A 14,819-nucleotide genomic window follows, 5' to 3' on the forward strand; every position below is an offset into this window, starting at 1 on the left:
GCCTCGCACAGATGATGGCTGAAACCCTGGCCCGGTTGCAGCTCTAACTACGCGCCCCCACAGCCCGAGCTCGGCGAGGGTGTGGATGTTGGGCCGGTACCGCGATCCGGGTGCAGACGGTCGTCCTGTCACGGGCGGGATCGGCGAAGACGAACTGGCGGGCGCAGTACCAGGAAACATCCGGCTCCGGCGAGCGCGGCGGCGCTGAGTAGACGGCCTGCTCGGAAAAGGGCCGCAGCGCCGGCAAGTGCCGTGTGCCGGCACCGCGCGAGGACTCGGCTCGGGACTGCGCCGAAAGACTCGAAGGCGCCGATCCTCACGTCATCGACGCTTCTCGATGACCTTCGCGTGCAGGAGCGTGCCGGCGAGCTCGATGCGCAGGCGCGGATCGCCGACGTGACTCTTGGAGCGGAGCTTCACCTTGGCGTAGGTGCTGCTGAGCCCGTCGGTGTCGATCACGATGTCCTGCGCGCCGACGATGACCAGCTTGCTGTGCACCATTTCCGTCTCGATCCGCAGGACGCCCGAGGTGATCACCGCGTCGGTGAAGTCGAAGGTGACCCGGGAGTGCTGCGAGCGCACCTCGATGCGCGCGGGTACGTACCAGCGTCCCTCCCGCACGTACCTGCCGCCGTGCTGCTCGACCACGAGGACATCCTTGACCTGCGCCATGGCCGTGACCGGTAGGTCGGCGGTGAGTTCGGCCAACTCGCCGAGCGTCTGGGCCGACAGCGCAGTTTCCAGTCGGCTGTCGAGTTCGTCGGCGCTGAGCCGGCCATCACCGGCGGCGACCCGCAGCACATCCACCACGCGGTCGCGATCCTGGTGCGATGCCCGCAGGCCGGGCTGCTCGTTGGACATGCCAGCCACGGTAACAGCGCCGGAGCGAGTTCGAACTACCAGGCCATGACGCCGCTTTGGGACGGCCCTACAGGCCCAGGTCGCGGCCGCGGAAGTCGTCCAAGGACTCCCGCCGCACGAGGAGCAGGAGCCGTACGACAGGCCCAGTCCGAAGGCCGGCGCGACGGTACCGGCGATGACCACGGCGCGAATCACCGTGAACAGGACCAGCGGACGGGTCAGCTTCCATCGGGAAGTGCCACCCGGGAGCCCCGAGAAGGGCTGACCCCGGTCCGTGCGCCCCCGGATGAGACACCACAAGAAGGTCACCGTGATCCACAGCGCGGCCCTTCCGGTCCAGGAGAGCACTTGCGCCCAGACACAGTTGGTGATGTGGCCCTGGTCATGGATGCTGACCTCGAATCCGACCGCAACGATGAACCAGATGTTGAGCAGCAGTGCGTGACGAATCTGCGAACCGCGAACGCGGCCGCCAGCCCGGCCGCCAACGTCACCACGAAGGCGACGAGCACCAGCCAGCCCCAGGCCCTTGACCCGACGCCCAAGGCCAGCGCGGTCACCCCGGCGCCGATCAACGGGAAGAGGGCGATGGAGAGCACGCGATGGCCGTAGCTGCCTCCGGGGTCGGCCAGCGCCGCGAACAGCAGGCCGAACAAGGCGCTGAGCAGGTACACCTCATTCCCGATCGCCCAGAACACGAACATCAGCACCGGCGCGGCGTCCAGGAACGCCACCGCCCGCGGCCTGTTCAGCCCTCCAGGATTGAGCTCGAACACCCTCGACAGCCAGGTCATGACCTTCTGTCAAGGCAGCCAGGAAGCGAGCCGCCGCAGGGTGGAGACAAGAGTCGCCGCGCCCGGATCAGCCATCGTGGCGGGTCTCGACCTCCCGGTAGCGTGGCTGAGGGCGGTGGTGGTGCAGCGAGGCATACGCGTGCCCAATGGGTCGGATCGCTCGCCGCCGTGGCTGGGTGTCGTCGGCTCATGTCCAGACGGGCCCCGGACCCGCCTGATGCGCTGAGCCTGCTGCACATTGAGTGTGTATGCAGGGCGGGTGACCCGCCATCCATCCCCGCGGCCTAACGGCGGCCGGAGGGGTCCTCGCCGCCCTGCTTCGATGCTTCGTGACGTTCCAGCCCGGTCTTGACCGCGCCGAGGATCACGCGCGCCGCCACACCGACCAGGATCAGATTGCCGATCATCTGCAGCATGACCATGACCCTGGCTTCGGTCAGCCGGGGGGCAATGTCACCGAAGCCGACCGTCGCAAACACCGTGACCGTGAAATAGAGCGCATCGGTACGCGTCAACGACTCGGTGAAGGCACCAGCCTGGTTCCGGGCGAGCACAAAATACCCCGCAGAAAACAACAGCAAAAACAGCGGCAGATACGTAGCCAGAGCTTCGACCGCGCGCAGCCGCGGCGCCTCGGAACGTGCGATCCGCTGCACCTGCCAGGCAATCAAAACCACCAGACACAGCACCCCCGCGACCAGCCAGACGACGACAGCGACCGAGTACACCTGGTCCAGCGGCAGCAAGTAGTAGGCGACCACCATGGCGGTCACCATCGTCGCCGCACGCAACAACGTGCGAAACAGCAGCAGCAGCCGCGTCTTGCGGGAAAGATTTTCGAAGCTCCGTCTCACCGCGCCTCAGCCTTCGCCCATGCCGACCTCCCGACGTTCACCTCTCAGCACCCTGCCGGAAAAGCCCGCTGACGACACCGCGACACCAGGGCCAGAGCCCAGAGGTTTCACGCTGAGGGCCGCACCCGTGCCGGTATGCCACTGAAGTTGATCGATTACGCCTGGGCCGTGGTCTTCTGCTTGAGGCGTTCGTAAGGCGTCTGGCCGCCGAGGCCGCCGTGGGGGCGATGGTGGTTGTAGCAGGCCTCCCACTCGCGCAGTTTGTCGTTGAAGACCTCAGCGTCGTCGATGGTGACGGCGTCGAGGAGCTGGTAGAACTCCTCGGCGTCGATGCGGTGGGAGCGTTCGACCTTGCCTTTGAGCCGCGGGGTGCGGCGCTTGATGTATGGAACTGGGCGCCGTTGTCGGTCTGGATGACCTCGACCTGGAACGGCAGGGGTTGAGAAGCGCGAAGCCCACGATGAGGACTACCTCAACTCCACAAACCCGTACATGGAATCGGCCCAAGTGCAGATCCTCGGCTTGATCATCGAGCAGAATCCGACCTGCTTCGGTGGCGCGATGCACGCGACAGCGGCGAAATTGCACAAGCCTTGATCCACGGACGCGGAGGGCTCCGCAGGGGAGGACGCCGCCTGTGAACTTCTCAGCGTCCCGTTCAATGACTGCTCGGTCACAGCAGACGGCTGACGTGGGGTCCGGCTGCTGTGCAGCAGGGGAAATACGGTAACCCCCGAGCCTGGGGCCGACAGTGCCGCCCGGGCGCCGGCCAGCGGCAGATCACTGTCGACACCACGGCATGCAACCCTCTCCCCCAGCCCGCCTGCCAGCGGCTAACTCGCCATCAGCCGCACATTGACATGATGTCTTCCCTGCTCGGAGCCTGTCTCCTGTACCAGCCGTCAGGCGGGTTGCTGCCCCTGGTCATCAGGCGGGGGTCATGCGGCCGGGGCTGCGCGGCGGCGTACGACGCGGTTGGCGGCCGTCTTCTGCAGGAGCCCGTAGGCCAGGACGGGCAGGAGGAGATGGGGCTTGTCGGGGAGCGCGGTGGCGATGAGGACTGCGCTGGCGCTGCTGTTGTTCATGCCGCAGGCAAGGGTGAGGGAGGAGGCCGATGAGGTGTTCAGCCTCAGGATGCGGGCGGCGATGCGTCCGAGGGTGAAGGACGTGAGGCAGACCGTGGTCGCGGTGGCCAGTGCGGCCGCGAACAGCAGGGGGCGGGGGTGGGCGACGAAGGAGCCGAGGGCGCCGCTGGCGTTGACGTAGGTCAGCACGAGGGAGCCGCCCAGTGCAGTCGGCACCACCACGGCCAAGAGACGGTCCACCCGGGGCGGGGGCACAAGGAGGCGACACAGGAGGCCGGCGGCACAAGGCAGGACCACACCGACAAAAGCGAAGCCGTCCTGGGTGGCGTGCGCGGTCGCAGCCAGGCTCTTGGAGTAGCTGCTGTCCAGCAGCGGCAGCAGGCTGCTGATGAGGAAGGGGATGGTGATCGGGCTGAGGAGCGTGGAGACGAGGACAAGGCCCACCATGGTGGGCTGGTCGCCGTCGCCCTTGCTGGTCCAGACAGTGGCGCCGGCGGCGATGGGCATGGCAGCGATGAGGATCATCGCGGTGATCAGGCCACTGCCGCCGTCGCTGTCGGGCGTCTGATGCAGCAGGAACGCGACAGCGGGAATGACTACAAACGGGATCGCCAGGTGCAGCACAAGCCCCGCGAGCAGCGCCTTCGGACTGCGTAGCAGGCCGGCCAGCGCGCGCACGGGGACCTGCAGGCCGGCCGAGAACAGAACAAGTGAGAGCAGGACTGAAGCGGTGTGCACGCGCGGGTGGAGCACCTCGCCAAGGGCCAAGGTGTGAGGGTGGCGCAGCCACAGTCCAGGAGCAGGCCAGAGCACGGCGGCCGCGTAGGAAAGGATCACCGCCCGGCCAAGCCGGCGCCGCAGCCACGCGGTGATTCCGTCAGCCGATGGGCGGTCGGCGGGTCGTGCGGGACTCAAGGCGGTCTGCTTCCGTCAGAGGGGCGGGGGTGGGACGGAAGGCCGTTATGCGCAGGCAGACGGTGGTGTGCATGGTCTTTAGAGTGGCCGGTTGTGCGCGGTGGTGCAGGCGGTGCCGCGCAATGGTCAGGATGCGTTCAGGTCTGTGGTGACACGGTCGGACACCCTGAATTGTGGAACCTCCGGGACAACCGGCCAGCCGAGGTCCGGTGGTGCCGCTTCGTCGTCGCCTCGACGCGCGGGAAGGGGGCACTCCTGGCCTCAATCGGTCCGATACTCGGTCCAATTGTCATAACGCGTGTGAACGATCTCGTACCTCGCCGCAGCCCCACAGACCGCACCCTCCTCGACGCGGGCAGCCACGCCCGGCACAGTGAGCCGATGATCGCAGCCGTAGAGCCGCCGTCGCTGGTGGCGAAGACCGCGAAGGTGTGATCGGCGGCGGACCCGGACGAGTCGCCGCCGATCAGGTCCGTCAGCGCATGTCTGTGAGGAGCGTGTTGAGTTCTGCCTCCTGCCGGGCCGGTGACATCGGCGGGTTGGGGTGGTCGATGCCGAACGTCTTCAGGACGCGGTCCATCTGGGCGTCGAGGAACGTCCAGCCGGTGTTGTCCAACGGCTGCAGTGAAGCCTGGTCGGCATCCCAGAGATCGCGCAGTGACTGGGCAGCTGCATGGGCCCCGGACGCGTTCCCCGCCTCGGCGTCCCTGAGCGAGGTCGACCCTAGCGACTTGAGTGCGGCGACCTTCGCGGGCGGGAACTTCTTCACGGCCTGGCCAGGCGCGAGGTGCACGGTGGAGGTGGCGTCGGTCTCCGGCGCCGGGCCGACGTGCGGCTGGGCGTGGGCCCAGACCAACAGGCCCGTGGTGGCGACGGCGAGCACTCCGAACCCGGCCAGCCCGACGCGCTCCTTGCGCTGGTCGCCGGTGGTTTGTGCGGCGTGAGCAGCATGGGCGGCCTCGTAGGTCTCGGTGACGTCCGAGCGCGTCACCGTCAGGTAGATCACGGTCGCCAGGATCAGGCCGAGGAAGATCAGGCTGGTGGTGAACGTGCCCAGCGCCAGACCGGTCGGCTCGCCCGGCTGAGCGACCTTCGGGGAGGCGAGCCAGTCGCCGATGTTCGCGCCCAGCGGGCGAGTCAAGATGTAGGCGAGCCAGAAGGACAGCACCGGGTTCGCGCCGAACCTCCACAGCGCCGTGATCGCGGCGATGAGGCCGAGCGGCAGCAGCACGGAGAGGCCGGGGCTCCATCCGGTCAGCTCCAGCGTCCAGTCGCCGGTCGCGGTGCCGAGTGCGAAGGTGACGAGAACGGCGAGCCAGTAGAACGACTCCCGCGGCAACGTGGTGACGGAGTGGATCGACAGCGTGCGCTCGCGCAGCCACCACGTGCCAAAGACCACCGCGAGCAGCACGGAGAAGACCGCGGAACTGATCCACAACGGCACGTTCAGCTGGTCGGTCAGGATGTCCGTGTACAGCGTGCCCGTGACGCTGACGACGACCACGGTCAGCCAGTAAGGGAAGGGAACATAGCGCTTCAGCCGCAGCTGGACGGCCAGGACCACCACGAACACAGCGGTGAAGATCCATGCCGTGTTCACCAGGCCGACGCCCAGCTTCATGTTGATCCAGTCGGCGAAGCTCTCACCCACCGTCGTGCACAGGATCTTGATCACCCAGAACCAGATGGTGACCTCGGGGACCTTGTTGAGCATGAGGCGCCCGGTGCGTGTGCGCGCTTCCGTTGTCGTTGTCATGCAGGGAGGTTGACGCGGGGAACCTGCAAGCAACCTGACTACGTCGCCGCGCCTGCGGCAGGGAAGGTCACTTCGACGTGTCCTTGGCCGTCCGCGATCGCGCGGACCTTCACGCCGGCCGAGGCGGCGATGCGCCGGACCACCGGCAGCCCCAGCCCGTACCCGTCGCCGCCGGTCACGCCCGCTTCGAATACCCGCTCGACGTCCGCGGGGTCGAACCCGGGGCCGTCGTCCAGAACGTCGACCACGATGGAGTCACCCCGGTCGCGCGCCGTGATCCACACGTGGGAGCGCGCGTGCCGCAGGCCGTTGTCCAGTAGGGGTGACAGCAGTGACACGACGGTGTCGGGTGCCACGGCCACCTCGGTCCTCGCAGGGAAGGTGACCTCGACCGCGCGGCTGCCGATGGCCCGCCGCGCGGCGGAGCGCAGGTCGCAGAGGTTCCCCTCGTCCGCGCGTGCTCGCGCGGCGCGCAGGATCGCCGCGATCGCCGTATCGAGGCGGTCGACCTCACTCAGTACGGTTTTCGGCGGCACCGGCTCGCCGGACAGTTGAGCCAACTGTGCCTCGCCCCGCAGGACCGTGAGCGGGGTCCGCAGTTCGTGGGCGATCTCATCGGTGAGTCGGCGCTCGTCCGCCAGCGCGTTGTCGACGCGCTCCAGGAGACGGTCCAGGGTCTGTCCCAGCTCCCCGAACTCATCGCGCGGGACTCCGAGATTGAAGCGGCGTCCGGGTTCGTGATGGCCCCATTCGTCGGCAAGGGCCGCCATCTCGTGCACGACTCGCAGCGCGCGGTGCACCACGAGGTGAGCAATGCCGCCGGCGATGAGGATCGTGAGGCCGCCCAAGATCAATGACAAGGTCAGGCTGCGCTGCTCGGAGGTCTCGTACGGCGTGAGGTCCACCCGAACGATCACCATGACCTGATGGCCGTCGACCGGGACCCGCCGCGCGTACAGGAGGTAGTCGCCGACAGACGCGGTCTGGGATCGTCCCGAGTCCGCCAGCACCTCGACACGACCGGCCATCCTCGCCGGCACGTTCCCGTCGATCAGACGGCCGTCGGCGTACACCCAGGCGACCTCGTCCAGCGCCTCACTGCCGTTCTCCGTGAGCACGACCTGGCCGCCCTTGGCGGTGACGTTCGCCGCGACCGCCTCGGCGCGGGCATGGGCCAGATCGTGCGCGTCGGCGTCCGTCACCCGGCTCAGCAGCACATGTGAGACCACGACCAGGACCGCGACCACGGCAGTGGCGATCAGCACGGTCAGCGCGACGACCCTGCTGCGGAATCCTGTCACTGCCATCGGTAGCCCACGCCACGGACCGTCGCCAGACGTTCGGCAACGCCCAGCGGACCGAGCTTGGTCCGCAGTCGGCGCACATAGGAGTCGAGGGTGTTGTCGCTGACCTGGGCTCCGTGAGGCCATCCGGCGGCGACGAGGGCGTGGCGGCGTACCGCGTCGCCCTGAGAGGCGATCAAGCGGCCAAGCAGCCGAAACTCGGTCGGAGTCAGGTCCATGCTCACCGCATCGCAGGTCACCACGTGCTTGGCCGGATCGAGAACCACGTCTTGCGGTGCGGGCGCCACGGTGGACCGCCGCAACAGCGCTCGAACGCGCACCAGCAGCTCCGGTATGTCGAAGGGCTTGGTCATGTAGTCGTCGGCTCCGGCCTCGAAGCCACCCACCTTGTGGTGTAGACCGTCCAGGGCGGTGAGCATCAACACCGGCGCGTCCACGCCACGAGCCCGAAGGGCCAGGCAGACGTCCCGGCCGTCGGCGTCCGGCAGCCCGAGATCCAAGACGACCAGATGAGGCGTCGGTGCGAGCTGACGCAGCAGGCTGTCAGCCGTGGCGGCCACGGAAACGGTGTGCCCATCGTGTTCCAGGGCACGCCTGAGGATGCTGCGAACCGCCGCATCGTCTTCGCACACCATGATGAAGGCCACGCGCAGACCCTAGATACTCAGGTCCAAATTCTCCATCTGCCCAGATCAGGTGCCGTCATCCCCGCGACGCCCTGGCGTGTGACAAGGACCGCCACGCACAGGCGCGCGGCCACCCCCGGCGCCTGCGGTCACGCCTCGCCGTGCGGGCGCAGGCTGTTCCGTTCGGCCCGAACCATGCCGGTCACGCTGCCTCAGTGGGTCAGCAGAACCGCGTCGTCCGTCAGTTGAGCAGCCCGCGGCGCCCCACCGCCGCCGACACGCTCCGGGAGCACGGCTGACGATCCTCGTCTCGGCGGCGTCTCATGTTGCCTCTTTGACAGGCAGGCGAGGTGCCCGGGGCAGGCGGTGCAGACGGTGGCGAGCGACGAGCTCGAGTGTCACCGCCACCGCGATGGACTGCACGGCCATGAGCGCGATCAGGACGAACAACTGCACCGCCCCGGCCATGACGGGACCGGCCCCTGCCAGCAGCATGCCGACGAATGCGCCGGGGAGCGTGACCAGCCCGACCGTACGGGTCTGATCAATGCCAGGCAGGAGCGCCTCGGAGGCCGCGGGGCGCGCGATCTCCATCCTGGCGTCCCGGTCCAGGAAGCCCAGGGCCATCGCGGCTTCCACCTCGCCGTGGCGCTGCGCCAACTCGTCCAGTGCACGTCGTCCGGCCAGTACGGTCACGGTGAGAGCACCACCGATGAGCTGGCCGGTGATCGGGATCAGTGCAATGCCCTTGACGAGAACGAGTCCCGTCAGCAGCAGCACCGCGACGACCGGCATCACGCCGACGCCGATCGGAGCGGCTGTCAGCCACCAGGTGTTGTTGCCGGTGATTCTGCGTCCTGCCGTACGCACCGCCACGCAGGACATCACGAGGAGGAACGCCACCAGCCCCAGCACGGACTTGACAGCCCAGGCGATGACCACCGACACCACGGCGAGTTGCACAGCGGCGCGCACCCCAGCGACGAGGATCTCCCGGGCCCGACTCCTGTACGGATATGGGTCGAGATGGAACTGGCCCGCGACCACCGCCGCCACCAGGAGCAGCACGGCAAGGAGGACCCCCAAGGGGAGGTTGACCGGTATCAACGACGCCGCGCTCGAAGTCACGACCCCACCCTAAGGAACCGCTGCCCAGGTCGGTGCTCCGGACGTAACGCCGACGCCTGCCGATGTTTTGCTCATCGCCGCTTGCGGCGTTGCGGCGGTCCGAAACGGCTGGGTGCTTCCCTGGAACCGGCGTCATGTTCGCGCCCCGCGGATCTCTGGCTGGGGTCAGCTGGTGCCGGCCTTTGCGTTGTGCTGGCAGCTGGTCTTCGGGTTGATCATCGACGGTTTTGGTGCCCGGTCGTCGGGAACGCTGATCGGCGCCGCGATTCTCCCCGACCGGGTTTCCTTCACCGAGACGCTGCGCTCCGCCCGGCGCAGCGTGACCCTCGCACCGGGCAGCTTTTCCCCCTGAGCTGCTGGTCAGAGCCCTCGTGCTGCTCCAGTACGACCTGCTCGAATGCCTCCTGCCACTCAGACGGCTGCGCAGCCACCCCCGCGTCGTCAAACGCAAGATGTCCAACTACCGGCTCAAACGGGCCGAACACCACACCTGGCCCCAGCCCACCCACACCAGCACCCGAGCCATCCGCATCAAACGGCTCCAACCCGCCGACCCGTAAAGCAACGGCATTGGCGCTAGCCGGCCGAAGAAGTCCGCCCCGGCACTCGCCCACGTCCTGTAGACGCCGCCGCAGGGGAAGCCGGGAGTGATGTCCCAGATGATGTCGGGGTCGATGACCTCGGCGACCACGTCCGGAGCCATGTCGGAGTCGTAGAGCCGACGGACGAGAGCGAGGTTCGGGGAGGCGGACATGATGCTGCTCCCTATTCGGGGACGGGCTGCGGGTGTGGTTCTGGGTTCAGGCGGCGAGGGCGGCGCGGAAGAACGCGGTCTGCTGTGCGACGCGGGCCCCGAGGCCCTCCGCAGTCGCGATGTCCGACTTGTGGACCGCTTCCGGGCCGGCATCGACCGGGGTCTGGGCGCCCGCACCGACGAAGTAGCCCAGACGGTTGATGTCGTCCTCGCTGCCCTCGGTGGAGGACCAGCCCGGCTGCACGCCGAGGCTGACCCGGTGCATGCTGTGCTGGGCGGCCATGGTGAAGAAGTAGCCCAGGGTCGAGGACTTGTCGCCTTTCTTGGCCCCGGAGTTGGTGAAGCCGGCGGCGATCTTGTCGGCCCAGGTCTGCGTCTACCAGCGCTTGCTGCCGGCCTCGGCGAAGGTGTGGAAGGCCGCGGAGGCGGTGCCCATGTAGGTGGGGGCACCGAAGGTGATCGCGTCGGCGGTATCCAGTTGCGCCCACTGCTCATCCGTGATCGTGTCCACGGCGATGGAGATCACCTCGGCACCGGTCTGTACGGCACCACGGGCCACTGCCTCGGCTATCACGGCGGTGTGGCCGTAACCGGAATGGAAAGCGACGGCGATCGTGGGGCGGGAGAAGGAGCGGCACAGATCAAGCTTTCACCCACTCTGGTACCCCGGCGGACCACCGCTCCTCCTCCCGTGTAAAACGGCCGGCAACGGTCTGTGCCCCCAAGGCACATAGTTCGACCTGATCATCGCCACCGGCACCGTCCACACCGTGACCACCGCCTGGCTTCGGCAGAGCCGGCCAAGCGCGCAGATCCCGACCACCATCGGCGGCTGGTCAACGCCTCCGAACTGGTGCGCCTGACCGTCCACCAGGACGGCACAGCCTCCGGACCCGCCCTCGGCGGCACGTAGCTTGCATGCTCGCCCGCCCCCACCAAGCACCACCACTAGGGTGCCGCGGGAAGCGACGTGAACCTCTCGGATCAGCCCGGTCAGCCAGTCCCGTCGTAGCTGCCGTGGAGTGGTCTGTGTGCGCTTGTGCTTGTAGTAGTTCCGCCGGGCGACATCAAGGATCCGGCAGCACCTGTTGACCGGTGCCCCGGCATCGACGAGTCGGTCGATCACCGGGTAGAGCCTTCTGGGACCGGCTTGTCCTCGCCGAGGAGCTGCGCCGTCTGCCGGACGATCCCCGGCTCGGTTTCCAGCTCATGGATCCGCCGGCGAGCGGCCCGGAACTGGGCAGACTCGCTCGACGGCGTTCCCGGTCGCCGCTACTCGCGGTGATACATCGTCCAATGCCTCGTCCTCGAGGTCGATGACTGTTCGACTCATGAATCGCTCCTCGTTGTGCCACGTAGATCCTTTATGTGCCGATATCCCCGTTTCAAGTGGAGTCCGGTCGATGGAAGAGCTCGAGAGTCCATCGAACGGTTGAACATGGTCCCGGCTTACGGCTGACGCACAACAGGGCTTCGTCTCGCGAGACTTGCCAGGTCGTCGAGCGTGAGTCGCCGATGAATCGCAGATCAGACATGAGGAGAGGATTCCCACCATGTCAAGGGACTTCAGCAGGCGTCGACTGCTCGCCGCAGGAGCGGGCGTCGCGTTCGCCGGGGCCGCCGCCGGGCAGGCATCTGCCGCGCCCGGCGCCAGAAGCGCCGAGGCTTCCCTGTTCGGAGTCCGTGAGGAGCGGCGCTCCTTGGAAGAGCTGTACGAGGCCGCCGTAGCCGAGGGTGGCAAGCTCGTCCTCTACCAGGGCGGCGACGTCGACAGCCAGGCCGCCGGCGTTCGGGCCGCATGGGCCGCCGCCTTCCCTGAGGTCGACCTGACCGTCGTCGTCGACTACAGCAAGTACCACGACGTTCGGGTCGACAACCAGCTCGCGACCGGCACCCTGGTCCCCGACGTCGTCCAGTTGCAGACCCTCCAGGACTTCACCCGCTGGAAGCGTCAGGGCAAGCTGCTGCCCTACAAGCCGGCCGGCTTCTCCGAGGTGCACAAGGGCTTCAAGGACCCCGACGGCGCGTGGACGTCGCTGATGGTCATCGCCTTCAGCTTCATGTACGACATTCAGGCCGCCGGCACCCACGCCCCGAAGACCGCCGCCGACCTGGTCGACCTCCGCTGGAGGAACGCCATCGCGTCCTCCTACCCCAACGACGACGACGCGGTTCTCTACCTCTACAGCCTCTACCAGCGCACCTACGGCTGGGACTGGGTGGCCGCCTTCGCGGCCCAGCAACCGCAGTTCGCGCGCGGCACCAACACCCCTGGCACCGCGGTCACCGGCGGGCAGAAGACCATCGGCGTCGGTGGCTCCGGCAGCGCGGTCTCCACCTCGACCACCCTGAAGTGGGTTCTCCCGGACAATACGCCCTTCATGGCCTGGGGCCAGCGGGCTGCGATCCTCAAGCAGGCCGCTCATCCGGCAGCGGCCAAGCTCTACATGAACTGGCAACTGTCCGAGGCTCGCCAGAAAGCGGCCTTCAACGGCTGGTCGGTCCGCGAGGACATCACTCCGAACGCGAGCCTCAAGCCCGTCTGGGAATTCCCGAACGCTCACGTCGACGACTTCCCGAAGTTCATGGAGGACCGGGCCGAAGTCGAGCGGCTGAAGCAGACCTTCTCCCTGTACTTCGGTGAGGTCAAGGGCGACCCGTCGCCGGGGTGGTTGGGCCTGCACCCGGGGCGGTGACCACGTGGCGGGTGGTTTACCGGGGGCACACAGGCTCGTCCTACACTCGTGGCACCGTTGTCGACTGCGTTCGGCCCGCCGCAGGGAGCTCGTGTGTCCCCTTCCCATCCCGTCGCTCAGCGACGGCCGTTTCCGACCGTGCGACACTTCGCGCACTTGGTTTTCCTGCTTCCGGTCGCGGCCACTCTGGTGCGGCTCGTCGAGCTGAACAGCGAGTTGTGCTGGAAGGTCGCACCAGCTACCGCCGCCCTCGGCCTGCTCTACATGGCCGGGCCGGCCCGCTGGGACCGTTTCGGCGCCGCAGGACGGCCGGTCTGGCTGTGGACGCTGGTACTTCTGTGGGCCTGGACCTCATGGGAGATCCCGGTACCACTGGCCTTCGCCTACACATGGCTCGCTGTTCCGCTGGCGGTGCTGGCCCTGCGGATGCCCGGGCGCGGGGTGACGGTCGCGACGGTAAGCGCGATCACGGCGGGGCTCCTCGCCTCGCTGGTACGGATCGGCGGCGTCGACGCCGATGTGTTGGGGCCCCCGCTCGCCGCCCTTGGCGCCACGGTCGTCCTCTATCGTTCCCAGCAACGTCTGACCAGCCAACTGGAGTCCACGCGCATCGAGTTGGCGGACCGTCAGCATGAGGCCGGACGGCTCGCCGAGCGGGCGCGAATCGCCCGGGACCTGCACGACACCCTCGCTCAGGAACTCGCGGGCAACTGCATGCTCCTTCAGGCCGCCGAACGGGACTGGCAACGCAACCCGGACGCCGCCCTGCGCCAGGTGCGTGCGGTCTCCCAGGCCCTCGGCGCGCACCTGGAGGAGACCCGGAGCATCATCGGTGACCTCACACCGCCCGCCCTGGAGCGGGACGACCTGGAAACCGCCCTGCGCGGGCTGTGCACCCGCCTGCAGTCCGCCACCACCGCACCGCGCGTCACCTTTCGCGCGGAAGGAACACCACACCCCCTCCCCACCGGACCTGCCGTGACGCTGCTGCGCGTGGCTCAGGGCCTCCTCGCCAACGCCCGCGAGCACGCCCGGGCGACCCACGTCCATGTCACCCTCACCCACGGGGACGGCTGGGCGGCTGTCGAAGTCCGTGACAACGGGCGGGGATTCGACCAACGGATTGCTCAACCCGTAAGCCCGAACCGCGGGTTCGGACTGGCCGCAGCCAGGGAACGCCTGAGCCCCCTCGGCGGCACGCTCACCGTCGACAGCGCCCCGGGCCACGGCACCCGCGTCCAGGCCAAATTGCCGGTGGCCGACCGCGACCTGGTCGGCACGTCGTGAGCGAGAAGACGCTGCGGGTGCTGATCGTCGACGACCACAGGGTTGTGCGTGCCGGTCTGCGTGCTCTTTTGGAGGGCGAGCCAGGCCTCGATGTGGTAGCCGAGACAGGCGATGGCAGGGAGGCCGTACGGCTGGCCCAGCGACTGCGGCCCGACGTGGTGCTCATGGACCTGCGGCTGTCGGACGGCGCAACGTCGGACGACGGCTTCAGCGGGATCGAGGCCACACGCCGTATCACCGCCGCCGCACCGGACGTGCATGTCGTCGTGCTGACCAGCTACAGCGGCCGTGGCGATGTCGTCCGCGCCGTCGAGGCAGGCGCCCGGGGCTACATCCTCAAGGCCGGCCCGCCCGAGGAGTTGTTCCGTGCCGTGCGCGCCGCAGCGGCCGGCGGCATGGGCTTGGCCCCCGAGGCGGCGGCTCGACTCGTGGGTCGGCCCGCCGAAGCGGGGCCCGTGTTCACCGATCGTGAGTCCGAGGTCGTTCGACTGCTCGCCGAGGGGCTCAGCAATCGGGCCATCGCCTCGGCCCTGTTCGTCACGGAAGCCACGGTCAAGACCCACCTGGTCAGGATCTATCGCAAGCTCGGCACCGAGAACCGGGCCGGCACGGTCAGTGAGGCCGTGCGGCGCGGCCTGCTCGAACTGGATGTGGGCTAACCGTTCGGGATGCCGCGTGTCCGACCTTTGCATGCCAGAAGGGGTACCGCTCTCGTGAGAGGCACCCCTTCGGCTTGATTCCCGGCTCGCGCCGGTCCTC

The 14,819-nt window shown here is 68.0% G+C and carries 14 protein-coding genes and 2 pseudogenes; 6 read left to right on the plus strand and 10 right to left on the minus strand.

All coding sequences use genetic code 11. The features are described from left to right. Nucleotides 1–321: 321 nt before the first annotated feature. The 5 genes and pseudogenes from M8J74_RS27790 to M8J74_RS27810 all read right to left on the minus strand — a co-directional run bounded on the left by M8J74_RS27790 (nucleotide 322) and on the right by M8J74_RS27810 (nucleotide 4,509). Complete coding sequence (locus M8J74_RS27790) at nucleotides 322–861, minus strand: DUF1707 SHOCT-like domain-containing protein (protein ID WP_249839066.1); 540 nt, start codon at nucleotides 859–861, stop codon at nucleotides 322–324. A gap of 305 nt (nucleotides 862–1,166) precedes the next feature. Further along, on the minus strand, nucleotides 1,167–1,655 hold the full coding sequence (locus M8J74_RS27795; RefSeq protein ID WP_249839067.1) for a hypothetical protein: 489 nt from the start codon (nucleotides 1,653–1,655) through the stop codon (nucleotides 1,167–1,169). A gap of 284 nt (nucleotides 1,656–1,939) precedes the next feature. Next, a complete protein-coding gene (locus M8J74_RS27800; RefSeq protein WP_249839068.1) occupies nucleotides 1,940–2,509 on the minus strand; it encodes a potassium channel family protein in 570 nt (189 codons plus the stop codon). A 155-nt stretch (nucleotides 2,510–2,664) separates the two neighbouring features. Then, a pseudogene (locus M8J74_RS27805) lies at nucleotides 2,665–2,951 on the minus strand (integrase core domain-containing protein); the annotation flags it as partial. Nucleotides 2,952–3,447: 496 nt separating this feature from the next. Further along, nucleotides 3,448–4,509, minus strand: a complete 1,062-nt coding sequence (locus M8J74_RS27810; protein ID WP_249839069.1) for a bile acid:sodium symporter family protein — start codon at nucleotides 4,507–4,509, stop codon at nucleotides 3,448–3,450. A gap of 300 nt (nucleotides 4,510–4,809) precedes the next feature. On the opposite strand from M8J74_RS27810, the gene M8J74_RS44600 reads away from it, so the two are divergent. Then, nucleotides 4,810–4,944 (plus strand): hypothetical protein, encoded by a 135-nt coding sequence (locus M8J74_RS44600; RefSeq protein ID WP_283948672.1) that lies wholly within the window; start codon nucleotides 4,810–4,812, stop codon nucleotides 4,942–4,944. 40 nt (nucleotides 4,945–4,984) lie between these two features. On the opposite strand, the gene M8J74_RS27815 is transcribed toward M8J74_RS44600, so the two are convergent. From M8J74_RS27815 to M8J74_RS27830, 4 genes are all read right to left on the minus strand, one after another. Next, nucleotides 4,985–6,265 (minus strand): hypothetical protein, encoded by a 1,281-nt coding sequence (locus tag M8J74_RS27815; RefSeq protein WP_249839070.1) that lies wholly within the window; start codon nucleotides 6,263–6,265, stop codon nucleotides 4,985–4,987. 38 nt (nucleotides 6,266–6,303) lie between these two features. Further along, nucleotides 6,304–7,572 carry a sensor histidine kinase gene (locus tag M8J74_RS27820; protein ID WP_249839071.1) on the minus strand — a complete coding sequence of 423 codons (1,269 nt, stop codon included), beginning with the start codon at nucleotides 7,570–7,572 and terminating at the stop codon, nucleotides 6,304–6,306. Beyond that, nucleotides 7,563–8,216 carry a response regulator transcription factor gene (locus M8J74_RS27825; protein WP_249839072.1) on the minus strand — a complete coding sequence of 218 codons (654 nt, stop codon included), beginning with the start codon at nucleotides 8,214–8,216 and terminating at the stop codon, nucleotides 7,563–7,565. The genes M8J74_RS27820 and M8J74_RS27825 overlap by 10 nt, the downstream gene beginning before the upstream one ends. Nucleotides 8,217–8,516: 300 nt before the next feature. Next, on the minus strand, nucleotides 8,517–9,323 hold the full coding sequence (locus M8J74_RS27830) for an ABC transporter permease (protein ID WP_249839073.1): 807 nt from the start codon (nucleotides 9,321–9,323) through the stop codon (nucleotides 8,517–8,519). Nucleotides 9,324–9,495: 172 nt separating this feature from the next. On the opposite strand from M8J74_RS27830, the gene M8J74_RS27835 reads away from it, so the two are divergent. After that, a complete protein-coding gene (locus M8J74_RS27835) occupies nucleotides 9,496–9,675 on the plus strand; it encodes a hypothetical protein (RefSeq protein ID WP_249839074.1) in 180 nt (59 codons plus the stop codon). A gap of 19 nt (nucleotides 9,676–9,694) precedes the next feature. Continuing rightward, on the plus strand, nucleotides 9,695–9,883 hold the full coding sequence (locus M8J74_RS27840) for a hypothetical protein (protein WP_249839075.1): 189 nt from the start codon (nucleotides 9,695–9,697) through the stop codon (nucleotides 9,881–9,883). Between the two features lie 240 nt (nucleotides 9,884–10,123). Here M8J74_RS27840 and M8J74_RS27845 read toward each other — a convergent pair. Beyond that, a pseudogene (locus M8J74_RS27845) lies at nucleotides 10,124–10,717 on the minus strand (flavodoxin family protein). 913 nt (nucleotides 10,718–11,630) lie between these two features. On the opposite strand from M8J74_RS27845, the gene M8J74_RS27850 reads away from it, so the two are divergent. The 3 genes from M8J74_RS27850 to M8J74_RS27860 all read left to right on the plus strand — a co-directional run bounded on the left by M8J74_RS27850 (nucleotide 11,631) and on the right by M8J74_RS27860 (nucleotide 14,719). Continuing rightward, nucleotides 11,631–12,773, plus strand: coding sequence for an ABC transporter substrate-binding protein (locus tag M8J74_RS27850; protein WP_249839076.1), 1,143 nt, complete (start codon nucleotides 11,631–11,633; stop codon nucleotides 12,771–12,773). A gap of 156 nt (nucleotides 12,774–12,929) precedes the next feature. Beyond that, nucleotides 12,930–14,060 (plus strand): sensor histidine kinase, encoded by a 1,131-nt coding sequence (locus M8J74_RS27855; protein WP_249839077.1) that lies wholly within the window; start codon nucleotides 12,930–12,932, stop codon nucleotides 14,058–14,060. Further along, complete coding sequence (locus M8J74_RS27860) at nucleotides 14,057–14,719, plus strand: response regulator transcription factor (protein WP_249839078.1); 663 nt, start codon at nucleotides 14,057–14,059, stop codon at nucleotides 14,717–14,719. The genes M8J74_RS27855 and M8J74_RS27860 overlap by 4 nt, the downstream gene beginning before the upstream one ends. The last annotated feature ends 100 nt before the right edge of the window (nucleotides 14,720–14,819 follow it).

Source organism: Streptomyces panaciradicis (assembly GCF_023516615.1).
GTDB lineage: Bacteria > Actinomycetota > Actinomycetes > Streptomycetales > Streptomycetaceae > Streptomyces > Streptomyces panaciradicis.

Excerpts from the sequence above, each read along its gene's own strand:
- M8J74_RS27795 (WP_249839067.1), bottom strand. The coding sequence starts at position 1,655 with ATGACCTGGCTGTCGAGGGTGTTCGAGCTCAATCCTGGAGGGCTGAAC.
- M8J74_RS27850 (WP_249839076.1), top strand. The coding sequence starts at position 11,631 with ATGTCAAGGGACTTCAGCAGGCGTCGACTGCTCGCCGCAGGAGCGGGC.
- M8J74_RS27790 (WP_249839066.1), bottom strand. The coding sequence starts at position 861 with ATGTCCAACGAGCAGCCCGGCCTGCGGGCATCGCACCAGGATCGCGAC.
- M8J74_RS27820 (WP_249839071.1), bottom strand. The coding sequence starts at position 7,572 with ATGGCAGTGACAGGATTCCGCAGCAGGGTCGTCGCGCTGACCGTGCTG.
- M8J74_RS27815 (WP_249839070.1), bottom strand. The coding sequence starts at position 6,265 with ATGACAACGACAACGGAAGCGCGCACACGCACCGGGCGCCTCATGCTC.